This is a genomic window from Campylobacter concisus (assembly GCF_002913545.1).
GTDB classification, from domain to species: Bacteria; Campylobacterota; Campylobacteria; order Campylobacterales; family Campylobacteraceae; genus Campylobacter_A; species Campylobacter_A concisus_AV.
In genome coordinates this window covers 92818-108637 of the sequence record NZ_PPBR01000120.1, presented here as the reverse complement: position 1 = coordinate 108637, position 15820 = coordinate 92818, and the positions used below count along the sequence as shown (strand labels likewise).

Sequence of the window (15820 nt, the reverse complement as noted above, 5' to 3'; positions counted from 1 at the left end):
AATTGTAAAATTATAACTAAAAATAAGGTTTAAAATAGAATAAGCAATGAAACAAAACATTTTTTTTACGTTGGATTCATCTCTTGTCGTAAGACAAAAACAGATTTTCTATGCCGTTATAGCTCTTTTTATATTTTCTGAGTTTGCCGGCATCTTAAACTATAAAAATTTTGAAAATTTGTTGATATTTTTGGACTTTGGTCTTGTAGTTCTTGGTATCTACATATCTATGGATAAATCAAAGCTTAAAGTCATGCACTGGCTTGCTGCTTGTTTTAGTGTGTTTATTTGGGCTATTCTTGATGCCGTTAGAAACGTTAATGAGGATTTCCTTTTAAGAAATAAAGAACAAATTTCTTACCTTGATCTTTTTGCATTACTTCCTATGTTTTTATTTTTTATCGCTGTTAGTATACTTTTTATAAATAAGATTAAAAGACTTGATAAAAGTAGTAGAAATCAGGTTTTGTTTGATATTTTTAACGTTTTTTTGTTGGTTTGTGCATTTGTTTATTGCATTATTGATAATTTTGATAGTTTTAAATGTTTTATTTGTTCAAAAGATATAAATAAAACAACTTCTACTATTGCATTTTTTATAAATTTGCTAACTTTATTTGTGGCACTTAGTGAATTTTTTACTAGCAATACTCTTAAGCTTAAATATAGTGGTTTTTATTTTATCTGTGCGAGTGTTATTTTTGCATTACTAAATTTATATATTTTTTATAATAAATTTTTAAACAATAATTTTAAATTTATGTTTTACTCACTATATCTTATTATCTTTTTTATTTTAATGCTTGGGAGTTTTTATTTAAAAGGTAATAACAAATATTTAAATATACCATTTTTTAATGCACTGCCAAAATATGTACCAATTATTTCAATATGCATGTTTTTAATGAAGGATAATTCAGAACCAGTATTTGATTTGTTATTTTTATTTCTTATAGTAGCTTTTGCCATCTTGGGCTATTATTTTAGAGCTTCTAATCATATTAATGAAATTCGCCTTGCTGAAGAACGTTTACTTGAAATGAAAACAAAAGAAAAAAATAGCAAAATGGTTGAGTTGGAAATGATAAATTTAAGCTTAGAAACTATTTCTGCAAAGGACTATTTGACATCTTTAGACAACAGGGATTCTTTACTAAATAAACTAAAAGAGATGTGTGAAAAATTAGATGATCAAAAAGAAATTGCAGTCTATTATATAAACATAAGTCGTTTTAAAAATATTAATACATCTTATGGACATGAAATTGGAGATAAAATTTTAAAGTTTATTGCAAAACGTATGAGGTTAATTTGTAATAAAGAAGAAGTTGTATCAAGAGTTGGCTCTGATGAGTTTATTATATTAGCTAAAATGGATATAGGTAGCCATACAAAGAGAATGAAATTTGGTATGAGGCTAAAGGATGCAATAGAGGATTCTTTACAGATAGATAAATATCACTTTTCTCTTAGAAGCGTAATAGGAATCTATGTTGTAACTAATAAAAATATTACTGAACCTAGAGATATTATTAAAAAAGCCGATATGGCGATGTATTTTGCTAAGCAAAATCCAGCTTTAAATCCTGCAGTTTATAGTGAAAAAATGAATAGTGAAATACGCAAAAAATTAGTCATAGAAACAGCTCTTAAAAAAGCAAATTTTTATGAAGACTTTCAAGTATATTTTCAACCAATTATCGATTTTAAAAATAAAAAAATGATTTGTGCGGAAGCACTTTTGAGATGGCAATCAAAAGAATTCGGACTAAAAGAAGCTAATGAGTTTATGCCTATAGCAAGTCTAAATAGTGATATATTAGATGAAATTTGTGAATTTTCTGTTTTGAAAACGATAGAACAAATTGTTTTTTGGAAGAGTAAAAGATTAAAGATACCAAAAATAAGTATGAATATAGACTATATTCAAAGTACATCTGAAAAATTTATAAATAATTTTTTAATTACGTTAAACTCAAATCATATAAGTCCAAGTCAATTCGAGTTTGAATTTAGTGAAGATATTTGGCAAAACAAACAAGAAACTCTGGACAAAATTTTTGCCATTTTGGAAAAAAGCAATATTGATGTTTGCATAGATGACTTTGGGTCTGGATATACATCGCTAATTTATGTTAGGAAGTATAAAATAAAGCACATTAAGATTTCGAATGATTTTGTTTCTAATGCTATAAGTAATAAATTAGATATGCAAATAGTTACAGCCATCATAAGTTTAGCTAAATCAATGAAGCTAAGGGTGACAGCAAAAGGCGTTGAAAGCCACGAGATAAAAGAGCTTTTAAAAGAGCTTAATTGTGATGAAATGCAAGGATATTATCTTTGCCATCCTATGAGTGTATCGGATTTTGAGGATTTTATAAAACAAAATCCTCACATGGTGGCTGATATTTAAATTTCAGCCTTTATCTCTTCGTTTGATTTTACGACCATGCCTGAGCCATGTATCACGCTTGGGATACAGCTTGTGCAGATATCAACCTCTTCGCCGTTTTTGTGAGCGTGGATGAAAACCGCATTTTTATCATCGCTGCTTTTTAGTCCGCAAACGTTGCAAACTACTAGATCTTTCTCTCTCATCTTTTCTCCTTTGAAATTTTGGGTGATTTTACATCTTGTAAGCTTGCATTAAGATGATTTGGGTCAAGCTTGTCGCTTAAGCATTAATTGTTTTTTGTTATAATCATTTAAAATTTAAAAGGTTTAAAAATGGATGAAAGAACTATTGTTTTAGAGATGTTAAAGATGCAACAAAGCCTAAATGACGAGACAAACGGGCTTGGTTGGGAAAATGGCTATACAAATAAAAATAAACTCATAAGCTGGAGGCGCTGCATATATATGGAGTGTGCTGAGCTCATTGATAGCTTTGCTTGGAAGCACTGGAAGAGCATAGATGCTAAGACTGATGAGCAAAATTTACGCATAGAGGTTGTCGATATCTGGCACTTTATAATGAGCCTAGCGCTACAAATTTACAAGGCAAAACAGCTTGGTGATGTTGAGACTTTAGCTGATGATATCTGCCAGTCAAGTGGCTTTAGCGACTATTGCAAAGAGCCATTAAAAATCGAAGATGAGAGCATTTATGAGATCATGAACGACGTTGAGATGCTTATACATGAGTGCAGTGGCTTTGATTATGACATCTTTGATATCTTTAAAATTTATTTCTCGATGTCTTTAAAATGTGGCGTAAATTTATACTCGCTTTATGAGTGCTACATCGCTAAAAACGTGCTAAATCGCTTCCGTCAAAACAACGGCTATAAAGAGGGCAGCTATAAGAAAATTTGGAACGGACGCGAAGATAACGAAGTGATGAGTGAAATTTTATCAAACGGCGTTAGCACGATAGATGAAATTTACGCCGCACTTGAGCGTGAATACAAAAAGGTAAAATGATAAATCTTCTCCGTCTTGGCTTTAAAGACTTTTTTACAGCCAAATTTATAACGCTATCTATCTTGCCACTTTGCCTTAGCATACTTTGCCTAGCTTGGCTAAGCATCTGGGGAGGTGGCGAGATATTTGATCTTTTAAGTGACGGCGCTAAAAACGAAAATTTCGCCTTTCTAGAGTCAAACTCGACGCTATCTTTTATAGCTATTAAAATTTTAAGCTTTAGCGCTACAAAGTGGATAGTTAGCATACTTTTTTACGTTTTAAGCACCTTTTTAACGATCATCATTAGCATCGTGATCGCCCTAGTCGTAGCTGGCTTTTTAACGCCAGTCGTGGCCAAAGAGATAAACAAAAGGCACTACAACTACGTGCTTAAAAGTGAGGCTAGCACGGCTAGAGTGCTAAAGGTGATGATGGTTGAGATCATGAAATTTCTTGGGATATTGCTCGTTTGCTTGCCACTTTTGTTTGTGCCATTTGTAAATTTTTTCATCATCAACGTGCCGTTTTTTTACATCTACTATAAGCTTTTACTCATAGATGTTGGCTCAAACACGCTTGATAGCGATAAATTTGAGCTAGCACTGCTTGAAGGCGGCGGGGTTAAATTTATAGTTTTTACGCTTTTGTTTTATCTCATCTCGCTTGTGCCGCTTGTGGGATTATTTTTTCAGCTTTATTTTGTGATAGTCTTGTCGCACCTCTTTTATCAAAGAGAGGCGCTAGTTAAAATTTAGAGCCAAAAGCTCTAAATTTATGCGTAGTAAGATACTTTTTTGCTCTCATCAAGCAAGGTATCAAATAACCTTTTTGTCGCACTTAGTAGATTTTTATTTGCATCATTTTTAGCTAAAAGTTCGTCAAACATCTTTAGCATATTGTCATTTATGAAATTTTTGTGATCCAGATCTTTTGCGTCAGGCAACATCTGCTTGATCTTGTTTGAAAGCTCACTTATGCTTTGGCTGCTACCTGCGATCTTATCGCCCTCTTTGACATTTTTCATAAACTCATCAACCTGTGGGCGAATTTGCTTCATCGCCTCTTCGATCTCTTTCATGTCCTGCTCGTCTATGCCGTTTCCTTTATAGGCAAACTCGTAGCCGTATTCGTGCGTTAGAGTTAGGCTTCTTTGGCTTGAAGTGCCATTTTTCTGGCTTGAAAACTCTAAATTTTTGTTGTCATACATCGAAAAGCTTATCTCGTCGCCTGAGCTAGTCTTCATCGAAAAGCTCATGTTGTTGTAGCTTCCTTGAGAGTAAAAATTTGTTTGCATTTTAAATCCTTTTGAGGCTAAATCGGCAAAATTTTAATTTCATAAAGCAAAATTTTGTAAAATGCGTCAAAAAAGGATGGGCGATGTGTTGTTTTGGGACTAGGATCTTTTTGCTGATGCTTATCACTGTTTTAAGCTTCGTTTTTGCTAGGCTTTGGCCTGTTTTGCCAGTCGTTGGCTACTACTTGATACTTGCAAATTTGCTTGCCATTTTAATGTTTTCACTATTTTTTAAAGGGCTTTTGCCAAGCTTTGTAAAGGTAAATGCGATCCACTATTTTTCGCTAATTGGTGGCTTTTTTGGAGCATTTTTAACAATGCTTGCCTTCAAAAAGGTTGCAAAAGATAAATTTACTCTAATAGAGCTCATTATTTTTACGCTTTGGGTGCTGATAATCGCCATAGTCATCTTTAAATTTCAAACCATTCTTGACATTTTTAGGGGAATTTAGATGGATGAGAGGATAGTTAAATTTTTAAAAAAGATGCACCTTGCAAGCGTTTGCGCCATTGATGATGATGGGCAGCCTTACGCTTTTAGCGCGTTTTACGCCTTTGATGAGCTAAATTTTTGCCTTTTACTAGCTAGCTCTGATGAGAGCTCGCATGTTAAATTTTTAAAAAACTCAAAGCTCGTTGCTGGCACGGTTGCTCTTGATACAAAGATCGTTGGTAAGATAGAGGGCGTGCAGTTTCAAGGAGTGATGAGAGAAGCTAGCGCAAGTGAGCGAGAAATTTACTTTAAAAGATTTTTTTACGCAAAAGCGATGGATCCAAAAATTTGGTCTATAAGCCTTGAAAAGGTTAAATTTACGAGCAACACTCTAGGTTTTGGCAAGAAAATTTTTTGGCAAAAGTAGGGCTTTATATAAATTTTTGTCTCTAGTTGTATTATAATATTATTCTTTTATAACTAGTAAGTATTTTTTATCGTACCAAGGTACAATTTACAAAATTATTATAATCTAATATAATTCACAAAAAATTAAATTTTTAAAGGAGTAATTGATGGCAAGAGAAGCCGGAGTGGTAAAATCATTAACGGGCAAGGCAGTTGCAGTCGATCAAAATGGAAATGCGAGAGAACTAAAAGTTGGTGATATTGTCTATATAGGCGAAAGCATCAAAACTAGTGACGCAGCCGACAAAGTAACTATAGTTGCAAACAATGGCAAAGAGATTACAATACTAGGCGATGATACATTAGCGTTAAATCAAAATACAATAGGAAGTGATGGATTAGCTGATGTAAGTGCTTTGCAAAATGCTATTTTAAATGGTGGAGATCTAACAAAACTTGAAGAAACTGCTGCTGGTGGAAATGCTGCAGCTGCTGGTGGCGGAGATGGTGTTAGCTTAAGCGATGCTAGATTCGCCGAGGGTGGTCACTACTCAAATATCAATGAAAATTATAGAAATTTAACTGACGCAAATAGAGCTTTTGCTTCATACGATAGCCCAATAGGCGGATACAGTGATGGAAATGCTAATGGTGGCGACTTGATCCCTCCAAAACCAAGTGTAAGCGTTGAATTTAAAGAAGATAGAAATAACGATGGATTTTTAACATATACAGAAAACGAAAATGACAGCAAACAAAATGAGTCACCAGTAACTATAACTGCAACAAATGTTATCCCTGGCGATATTCTTCACATTAAACTAACAAAACCAGATGGCACAGTAGAATCTTTATCACCTATAACTATCAATGCTACTGATATAGTAAATAATACTTTTACTAAAATCATCTCTGATATGCCAGTTGCTGAGGGTAAAATTTCAAAAGTAGAAGCGCACATTACTGATAGTGCAAATACAATAAAAAGCAATAAAGCGTCTGATAGTGTTACTCCATATGAAAGACCAACTATAAGATTTACTGAAGATAAAGACGACAATGGCTTTCTAACAGATGCAGAAAATAAAGGAACAGATGAAAATTATGAAAATTTTAGAACTTCACCAGTAGAGATAACTCTTCCAAAAGGTGTAGTAGCTGGCGATAAGATCGTTATAACTTATACTGATCCTTTAAACCCTACAGGAACAAAAGAGTTGGCCCCAATCGAACTTACTGATAAAGATATTACAAATCACAAAGTAACTGGCATTGAGGTTCCGATATTCCCAGGTTTGGAGACTAAAGCTAGCGTTCATGTTGTTGATAAAGATGGCTCTCAAAAAACTGAAAAATCATCCCCAGATAGCGTAACACCTCAAACTATAAAGATGGATATGAGTCTACCAGAACAAAAAACTCTTCACGAAATTTCAAGGCAAGAGAGTGTTAGTAGCTATTTTAGTAACTATGAAAAACCATTTGATGGAGTAAAGATAAATCCAGGTGATCAAAGAGTAAATCACACAACCGCTAAGATCACATTGCCAAATAGAATTGATGACGGCGATAGACTGACACTCCATGTAACTAAACCTGATGGAAATACGTATGATAGAAATTTCAAGATAAACATGAATGAGAAAGGTGTCATAACAAGCGTAGATGAAATTGATAGTGCAGGTCATACTATTGGTAATCCTTATAATACTGCAAATAAGAATTTCTTTAAAGAAGACACCAATCAATGGGCTATTAAAGTAGATGGTTTTGAGCTAGAGAATGGAAAAGATACAAAGATAAAAGCTGAAGTTACGCACCCAACACATCCAACAAATCAGTATTTACCTACTGAAGAAAATAGCAAATCAGCTAGCTTAGAGTATGTAAAAAAACCAGAAGTTATCTTTGAAGAGGCTGGTGGTGCTAAAACTATGACTAGAGAGCAGGCTATCGGCGACGGTAATCTTAACAGCACGACAGTTACTATCAAGCTTCCTAAAAATGCAGTAAATGGGGATAAAATAAATGTAACTATAAAAAATCCAGACGGAACTACCGAATATAAACACTATACTGTTGAAAAAGATGCTACTGGCAAGCTAACTGGTATAACAAATAATGATAACGCTAGTGATCATGTAACTATAAAAAATGGCAATAGTTTTGAAATACCTGGCATTAAAACAGCAACTGGTGTAAAAACCGAGGTAACAGCTGAGATAGTAGATAACGATGGTAGCATCCAACACGCCGAAAATTCAAGTAGCGTTATGATAGCTGGTTTAAATGATATGGCTGTAAGATTTGTAGAAGATAGTGATCACAATGTATCTCTAACAAGAGCTGAGAGTAAAGACGGAGATAATAAGCTAGACGAAACTACAATCGCAGTAAAAGTGCCAAATAATGTTATAGCTGGCGATATGGTAAATGTAACAATAAATGGCGCTTCACCTAAAACCTATGAGGTTAAAGGTAGAGATGAACATGGTAAGATCATACTAAAAGATACTTCTGATGATACTCTTAAAACCGTAAATGATAAAAATGAGTTTGAGATTAAAGGCGTTCATATAGAAGCTGGTAAGCCTATCAACGTAACTGCAGAGACTACTGATGCAAGCGGTGGTAAAAAAGCTGAAGCTACAAATCACAACACTCTTGAAAAACTTCATGATGATATGAAAATCACTTTTGATAAAGATATCGATAATGATGGCATTTTGGGTAGCACAGAAGCAACCACCGGAACCACTACGATGACAACCATTAAGTTACCTTCAAATATTGTTGATGGCGATAAGCTTATAATAAATAGTAAAACTGGTGCCAATATTTCAGATGATGAAACTTATACAATACAAGTAAAACCTAATGGTGTCGTATATGTTAAAAAAGATGATGGTAGTAATACTTATTTGCCAGTAATAAATAACAACGAAGTTAACGAAGTTAAATATCCTTTAACAAATTTACAAAATGGTGAAAAGACTATCATTAATGCTAGAGTAACTGGTGCTGCTGGCGATGTATCAAAGACAAAGAGCGATATCATCCTTGATACAGGAAATGGCTCTGGAACAAGATTTAGACTACTTATCGATGAAGATAAAGATAGAAATGGTTGGCTAGATAGAGAAGAAGCTATGAAAGATGGACAACTAAAAACAACTTCTGCTACGCTTGAGATCCCAAATACTGTAAATAATGGTGATGTTATAACAATCACGGCAACTGGAAAAAAAGATCCTGAAATTTATACAGTTGAAAAAGATGTTAGCGGAAAAATATCTCTAAAAGGTGCAGGCGGTAATATTGTGCATCTTCCATCTGACAATAAGCTACAAATTTCTGATGTTCATCTAGTCAAAGATAATCCAGACAAAGATTATCTAGCTAAAGTAGATGTTACTATTAAGGATCATGTAACAGGTAAAGAAAAAACAGCAACTGCTGAAGCTAAGCTAGAAACATTTGACGCTACAAATTTAAAGGTTGAATTTAAAGAAGATAATGCAAGCAGAGATGGCAAGATAGATAGAGATGAAGCTGTATCTGATGGTGACGTAAAATCAACAACTATAAGCGTTCAAGTGCCATATAATGTTATAAATGATGACAAAATAACAGTTACAATCAACCAACCAGGTGATTCAACACCTAGAACTGAAATTTTCAAAGTTGTAAAAGATGCTAGTGGCAATATATCTCTAAAACATAATGGTGCTCCTTATCCATTTACAAACAATACTTTTGAAATTCACGATGTTAAAATGCTCCCAGGTCAAGAAACCACTGCAACTGCAAAAATAACAAACGCTGCTGGCGATATGTCTGAAACTTCTCCTGAAGCTAAAGCAAAACTTGCCCCACTAAGCGAAGCAGGACTAAGTGTAAGCATAGCTGCCGATAAAAATGGCGATGGCGTGATCTCAAGAGATGAGTTAGACGAATACAAAAAAGATAATCCAAGCAACAATACTTCAAAAGTAAAAGTTTCTATCCCTGGAAATGTGATAAAAGGCGATAAGATAGATGTTGAGATAACAAATCCTGATAACTCTCAAACAACTAAACATTATGAAGTTATAGGCAAAGATGTCAATGGCAACATAACATTAAAGGACGTGACAGATCCTAATAATTCTTTTATTATTGTTGATGAGAATAACGATCCAAAGAAATTTAATGCAAGCAATCCTCTCGAGCTTGATGCAGCTATCGCAGTTGGCAAAGATAAAGATACAGTGGCAAAAGTAACTCTAACTGATGCAGATGGTAATTTCCCGATAGATCAAGATGGTAATGAGATTAAATATATTAATGTTAAAGCACATGCCGAGATTGATGCTATAAGAGGTATTCGATTTGTAGAGGATACAAGTAGGGATAATACATTACAGGGTTATGAAAATTCTAAAGATCAGGACACAACGCCTATTCAAGTTTATCTTAATGAAGATGCAAGAGTAGGTGATACAGTTGAGATCAAATATACTGATCCAGACAATCACGCTCAAACAAAACCAGTAAATCATGTGCTAACAGCTGATGATATAAGTAAAGGTTCATTTGAGCAATCACTTGATATCAACGCAAGATCAGCTTATGATCTAAAAGTTGATGCAACATTTAAAACTTCAAAAGGATTAGAGACTAAACTTCCAACGCAAACACTTCATATAGAGACCGAAACCTATACGATCAAATATGATGCAAGCAAAACAATGAAAGGTGGCGATAGTGATAATGATACTTTAGTGGTTGATGGACAAACGATTGATTTTAGTAAAGTTGAAAAATTTGAAAATATCCAACTTAAAGGCAACTCTAAGATCACTATTAATGCGCAAGATGTGCTTGATATTACAGATAGTGATAAGGTGCTTAATATCCTTAATATCAAGGGTTCTATTGATAATCAAGGCAATAAAACTACATCAGTTAAACTTGATGGTAATTGGGAGGAAAATACTCCTACAGGTGTCACCGACTACAAAACTTATAAAAGTGATGACGTAATTGGACATACTATCCAAATCAAAATAGACGATACAGTTCACATTCTTTAGCTTCAAAAAAGTGAGTGCGCTCTAAGCACTCACTTCAATTTATATCCATAATTTTTAAGTTTTATTTATATTAAAAACCATTTTAAAGGAAGAGTATGAAAAATGTCATAACCATTGTAGTGGTTATAGTGGCACTATTTTTTAGTGTTTTTGAATATGCAAATTCGTTTATTGCGCTTGATGAAAATACAAATGAAAAGTTATCGCGGATGCTAAACCAATACAAAAAAAGAGCCGATATCGTGCCAAATTTAGTTGAAACTGTAAAAGGCTATGCAACTCATGAGCAAAAGGTATTTGAAGAGGTAGCAAATGCAAGAAGTAAGAGTATGCAAATAGATATAAATACAAGCAGCCTTAGTGATAATGAAGAGAAGATAGAAAAATTTATGGTGGCTCAAGGTCAGCTAAGCTCTGCACTTGGCAGACTGATGACAGTTAGTGAAAGCTATCCAGGGCTAAAAGTAAATCAAAATTTTCTCCTACTTCAAGGTCAGCTTGAGGACATAGAAAATCTCATAAGTGTAGCAAAACGCGACTATATAGAGGCCGTAAGAGAGTATAATATAGCTATAAAGGGCTTTCCTGGTAAATTTGTAGCTAGAATGTTTAATCCTGAGATGAAACTAAAACAAGACATAGAAGTCGGCAGCGAAGACGCGAAAAATCCACAGGTTTCGTTTTAGAAGTTATGAAAGAGCTTTTGCTTTTTACCTTTTGCTTTGCTATAAATTTTAACGAGTAGATCAATAATAAACTCCATATCTTTTCAAATAATCAAAGAGGTAAGCTCAAGAGCTTAGCGCAAAATTTAGAGCAAAATAGTATCACACAAATCGCCATAGTAACTTTAAATTTACTAGAAAGAGCATCCAAGAGCTATCGCTTGAGATAGCTAGAAATTAAAACTAAGTCAAAATAAGATAGTAACGGCGTGCTTTTAGTGGTCGTTCAAAATGAAAAAATCCGCATAGAGGTTGGATACGGGCTTGAAGGTGTAGATCATAAATAGTGTGATGATAGCTGAGTTTAATGGCAAGATAAGCGAAGACGTGAAAAAGGGCGTTTTTGCCTTTATATTTGCGGTATTTTTTCTCATTTTAAAAGACATTTTTATATAAAAATAGCCAGGGCGGCTCTTTGTCAATGGGCTTTAGACGAGGTGGTTAAGACTCAAATGGCGGAGGTGGTCGCTCAAGCGGCAGAGGAGGCTGTTTTAGTGGCGGCGGCGGAGCTAGCGGTGGATGGTAAAATTGACCCGATTTAGAAATAAAATTATTATTTTTTACAGATTTTAAAATTATACTCACCCATAAGAATTGACTACTAAAATTTGACTTCACTTACCTTTTTAGTTCAAATTTTAGAACTAAAATTAATCACTACAGCGTTTTTTAAAGTGGTTATTTATATGATTGTTATAGTAAGAGTTGAAGTATATTCATTTATGTATCTTAAAATTTACATAGAAGTCTTATCTTATGAATTAAATATTGGTGTGTAGAGTTGATCATTTGCCAGTTTATTATCTGATAATGAAGTTTTTATAAATGATTTAAAAATCATTAGCAATACTTTTTATTAATATAAAAGAGTTTAGAAATTAACTCTTTTATATTGTTTAAATGAAAACTAACTATAAAAGCTTAAGCACATATCCATTTTCGGCGGTTTCAAGCTTATATTTATGCATTTTATCAAGCTCTAAAACCACTCTGAAATACTTATCATGCCAGCCGATTATGACGTTTTTAAATGTCTCGTTTTCAAGCTTTAAATTTCTAGTTTTAAAGCTTCTTGGAGGTTTTGCAAAGTCAAGTACGATCTTGTTTTTTTCATAGGCAAAGTGTTTTAAATTTTTAGCTTTTGTGATGATATTTAGCTCTTTTTCATGCACTAAAAAGCTCACAAATCCTAAGAATTTAACCTCTTTTTTTTCACTACTTTTTGTCTCTTGAACAGGCTTTGTGGTTGGCTCGATCTTTACTTCGACTACCTTTTGCTCAGGTTTAGCTGGCTCTTTTGCTTTTTTTGTGCCAAGGTCGATCACTACGACGTTTGGAGTTGGTACGTCTGAGGTTTTATTTCTATCTTTATTTGAAATTTTAGTCTCATTTTTTTCTATTATCACTGGCGTGCTAACCTTTTGAGCTGGCACCTCCGCCATCGTGACTGAGACGTCTAGTTTTTTAGCTGCGACTGATTCTGGATTTTTCATCTTGCTTATGGCAAATTCATCGTTCCAGTCGATAGTTTTGTTTATATCAGTTAGTCTTTTTTCTTTTATGCTGCCGTCATTTGCTCTATATCTTATGGTGACATCAAGCAAAAGCATCGCATCGCTTGGAAATTTAAACGAGAGCGAGTTGAAGCTGTCATATTTCTCTACGACGTTTGTCGTCATAACGCTTGTGTTTAGCTCGCTAATAGGCATAAATGGGTTTTCTCTGGCGCATAAGCTCGCAGTCAAGATAGATAAAACTAACCAAATTTTCTTCATCGTTCCTACTTTTTATTAGAGTCTGGCTCAAGGCCTTGTAGTTCAAAATAGTCTTTTTGCAGACGTGCATTCATCTTTTTTAAAATTTCCACGTCTTCGCTAAGCCTCTCTTTTTTGCTTTGAAGGCTTAGCATCACGTCAAGTGAGCGTTTGCCAAACATCATGTTGCCCACGTAAAAGGCAAACATAGCCACGCAAATGGTGGCTATGACGTAGCGTAATGTCGGGCGAACAAATTTTATGATTTTATGAAATATGCCATCTTCTTTGCCATATTCATCTAAAATTTCGCTCAAATATTATCCCCTAAAAACTCACCCGCCTCAAGCTCGATCTCGAGCAAGCGGTTGTATTTCGCGTTGCGCTCGCTTCTTGAGGTAGCACCTGTCTTTATCTCGCCAGTGTTTAGTGCGACCGCAAAGTCAGCGATAAACGCATCTTCGCTCTCGCCGCTTCTGTGGCTCATTATGCAGCGGTAGCCGTTTCTTTGAGCAAGGCGGACAGTTTGCATAGTTTGCGTGACTGAGCCTATTTGATTTGGCTTGATTAAGATCGCATTTGCGATGTTTTTCTCGATGCCTTCGCGTAAAATTTTCTCATTTGTGACAAAAAGATCGTCGCCAACTAGCTGCACCTTGCTGCCAAGCCTTTTTGTAAGCTCAGCCCAGCCGCTCCAGTCATCCTCGCTAAGGCCATCTTCGATAGAGAATATCGGATATTTTTCACAAAGTTTTTCGTAGTAGCTAATAAGCTCGTCGCTGCTAAATTTCTTGCCTTCAAGCTCGTATTTGCCGTCTTTGTAAAGCTCGCTTGAAGCGACATCAAGTGCTAGCTTTATCTGGCTGCCTAGCTCATATCCAGCCTCTTTTATAGCTTGTGAGATAAGCTTTAGTGGCTCTTCGTTGTCTTTTAAATTTGGAGCAAAGCCACCCTCGTCGCCGACAGCAGTGCTGTGACCAGCTGCGTTTAGGATAGATTTTAGCTTGTGATAAATTTCAGTTGCAGCTCTTAGTGCCTCGCTAAATGTGCTAAAGCCAAATGGCATGATCATAAATTCTTGAAAATCAACGCTGTTATTTGCGTGCGCGCCGCCATTTATGATGTTAAACATCGGCACTGGCAAGATGCTAGCGTTTGCACCGCCAAGGTAGCGATAAAGCGGGATATTTAGACTCTTTGCAGCTGCGCGAGCTACCGCCATAGATACGCCAAGGACAGCGTTTGCGCCTAAATTTGAGTAGTTGTGCGTGCCATCAAGCTCAAGCATCTCCGCATCGACTGCCTTTTGGTTGTAAGCATCAAGTCCTATCACTGCTTCTGCGATCTTTTCATTTACGTTTGAAACAGCCTTTAAAACGCCTTTGCCAGCATATCTCTCGTCTTTATCACGAAGCTCGAGCGCCTCACGCTTGCCAGTGCTTGCGCCACTTGGTACGATCGCGCTTGCCTCGGTGCCGTCGCTTAGTCTAACTGTCGCACGAACTGTTGGGTTGCCTCTGCTGTCTAAAACCTCGTGAGCTTCTACATCTTCAATAAATACCATTATTCATCTCCTGCTTCGTTTGTGTCGTCGTCTTCGTCTTTTGCGCCGCTGCTTATTAGGTGGTCTATACCCATTGAGCCTTTGATCGCCGCTACTATCTCATCAGAAATTTCTGGGTGCTCTTTTAGGTAGGCTTTGGCGTTTTCTCTGCCTTGACCTAGTTTTTCGGCCTTGTAGCTAAACCACGCGCCTGATTTGTCGATGATATCGAGCTTTACGCCATAGTCGATGATCTCGCCCTCTTTGCTCACACCCTCGCCAAACATAATGTCAAATTCAGCCACTTTAAATGGAGGCGCGACCTTGTTTTTAACGACTTTTGCCTTTGTGCGGTTGCCGATAGGCTCGTCATTTTGTTTAAGTGTGGCTATCTTTCTGACATCGATCCTTACAGATGAGTAAAATTTAAGCGCATTACCGCCAGTTGTAGTCTCTGGCGTGCCATATCCCATCATACCGATCTTCATACGAATTTGGTTGATGAAGATAACAGTTGTCTTCATCTTGCTTAAAATTCCAGTTAACTTTCTAAGCGCCTGACTCATTAGTCTTGCTTGCAAGCCAACGTGCTGATCGCCCATGTCGCCGTCTATCTCGCTCTTTGGAGTAAGTGCGGCCACGCTATCAACTACGATAAGATCGATAGCACCGCTTCTTGCAAGTGTCTCAACGATCTCAAGTGCCTGCTCGCCAAAGTCTGGCTGAGAGACGTAGAGATTATCGGTATTTACGCCTAAATTTGAAGCGTATTTTACGTCTAGTGCGTGCTCTGCATCGACAAATGCACAAATTCCGCCAGCTTTTTGCGCTTCGGCGATGATGTGAAGTGTGAGAGTAGTCTTACCAGAGCTCTCTGGTCCGTAGATCTCGATGATCCTGCCTTTTGGAACGCCGCCTATGCCAAGAGCCAGATCAAGTCCTAGCGAGCCAGTCGGTATCGACTCGATCGCCTCAACCTCTTTGTCGCCAAGTCTTAAAAGCGTGCCTTTGCCAAAAGCTTTATCGATCTGCTTTAGCGCAAGCTCAAGCGCCTTTTTCTTGTCCGCTTCGCTCTCTGGGATAGCTATCTTTTTGTCACTATCTTTTTCTTTTGCCATTTTTTACCTTATAGTTGAAATTTGGCTTGATTTTATCTAAAAAGAGATGAATTTTACTTGAT

14 protein-coding genes are annotated in these 15820 nt (G+C 35.9%); 8 read left to right on the top strand and 6 right to left on the bottom strand.

Annotated elements, in window-relative coordinates:
- Positions 1-46 precede the first annotated feature (46 nt).
- Positions 47-2416 (top strand): putative bifunctional diguanylate cyclase/phosphodiesterase, encoded by a 2370-nt coding sequence (locus CYP05_RS08195; RefSeq protein ID WP_103642580.1) that lies wholly within the window; start codon positions 47-49, stop codon positions 2414-2416.
- On the opposite strand, the gene CYP05_RS08190 is transcribed toward CYP05_RS08195, so the two are convergent.
- Complete coding sequence (locus CYP05_RS08190; RefSeq protein WP_002940779.1) at positions 2413-2601, bottom strand: hypothetical protein; 189 nt, start codon at positions 2599-2601, stop codon at positions 2413-2415. The genes CYP05_RS08195 and CYP05_RS08190 overlap by 4 nt on opposite strands.
- A 129-nt stretch (positions 2602-2730) precedes the next feature.
- Here CYP05_RS08190 and dut point away from each other — a divergent pair, with 129 nt between their 5' ends.
- Both dut and CYP05_RS08180 read left to right on the top strand, forming a co-directional pair.
- The gene (dut, locus tag CYP05_RS08185; RefSeq protein WP_002940827.1) at positions 2731-3426 is read left to right on the top strand and encodes a dUTPase; all 696 of its coding nucleotides are present in this window, start codon (positions 2731-2733) and stop codon (positions 3424-3426) included.
- On the top strand, positions 3423-4163 hold the full coding sequence (locus CYP05_RS08180; RefSeq protein WP_021092048.1) for an EI24 domain-containing protein: 741 nt from the start codon (positions 3423-3425) through the stop codon (positions 4161-4163). The genes dut and CYP05_RS08180 overlap by 4 nt, the downstream gene beginning before the upstream one ends.
- A gap of 17 nt (positions 4164-4180) precedes the next feature.
- On the opposite strand, the gene CYP05_RS08175 is transcribed toward CYP05_RS08180, so the two are convergent.
- Entirely contained in the window at positions 4181-4702 is a 522-nt protein-coding gene (locus CYP05_RS08175; protein ID WP_021092115.1) for a hypothetical protein, read from the bottom strand.
- Positions 4703-4785: 83 nt separating this feature from the next.
- On the opposite strand from CYP05_RS08175, the gene CYP05_RS08170 reads away from it, so the two are divergent.
- The 5 genes from CYP05_RS08170 (at position 4786) to CYP05_RS10375 (ending at position 11630) form a co-directional block, all read left to right on the top strand.
- The gene (locus CYP05_RS08170; RefSeq protein ID WP_258031545.1) at positions 4786-5154 is read left to right on the top strand and encodes an L-arabinose ABC transporter; all 369 of its coding nucleotides are present in this window, start codon (positions 4786-4788) and stop codon (positions 5152-5154) included.
- Positions 5155-5562, top strand: coding sequence for a pyridoxamine 5'-phosphate oxidase family protein (locus CYP05_RS08165; RefSeq protein WP_103642579.1), 408 nt, complete (start codon positions 5155-5157; stop codon positions 5560-5562). It abuts the gene before it with no gap.
- 148 nt (positions 5563-5710) lie between these two features.
- On the top strand, positions 5711-10618 hold the full coding sequence (locus CYP05_RS08160; protein WP_103642578.1) for a retention module-containing protein: 4908 nt from the start codon (positions 5711-5713) through the stop codon (positions 10616-10618).
- Positions 10619-10713: 95 nt separating this feature from the next.
- Positions 10714-11304 (top strand): LemA family protein, encoded by a 591-nt coding sequence (locus CYP05_RS08155; protein ID WP_103642577.1) that lies wholly within the window; start codon positions 10714-10716, stop codon positions 11302-11304.
- A gap of 248 nt (positions 11305-11552) precedes the next feature.
- On the top strand, positions 11553-11630 hold the full coding sequence (locus tag CYP05_RS10375; protein ID WP_430747665.1) for a hypothetical protein: 78 nt from the start codon (positions 11553-11555) through the stop codon (positions 11628-11630).
- Between the two features lie 624 nt (positions 11631-12254).
- On the opposite strand, the gene CYP05_RS08145 is transcribed toward CYP05_RS10375, so the two are convergent.
- The 4 genes from CYP05_RS08145 to recA form a co-directional block, all read right to left on the bottom strand.
- On the bottom strand, positions 12255-13118 hold the full coding sequence (locus CYP05_RS08145; protein ID WP_103642576.1) for an AMIN domain-containing protein: 864 nt from the start codon (positions 13116-13118) through the stop codon (positions 12255-12257).
- Positions 13119-13123: 5 nt separating this feature from the next.
- Positions 13124-13306, bottom strand: coding sequence for a hypothetical protein (locus tag CYP05_RS10290; protein WP_178140078.1), 183 nt, complete (start codon positions 13304-13306; stop codon positions 13124-13126).
- A 104-nt stretch (positions 13307-13410) separates the two neighbouring features.
- Entirely contained in the window at positions 13411-14661 is a 1251-nt protein-coding gene (gene eno / locus CYP05_RS08135; protein WP_103588313.1) for a phosphopyruvate hydratase, read from the bottom strand.
- Positions 14661-15758 carry a recombinase RecA gene (gene recA, locus CYP05_RS08130; RefSeq protein WP_002940852.1) on the bottom strand — a complete coding sequence of 366 codons (1098 nt, stop codon included), beginning with the start codon at positions 15756-15758 and terminating at the stop codon, positions 14661-14663. Before recA ends, eno begins: the two co-directional genes overlap by 1 nt.
- Positions 15759-15820 lie beyond the last annotated feature (62 nt).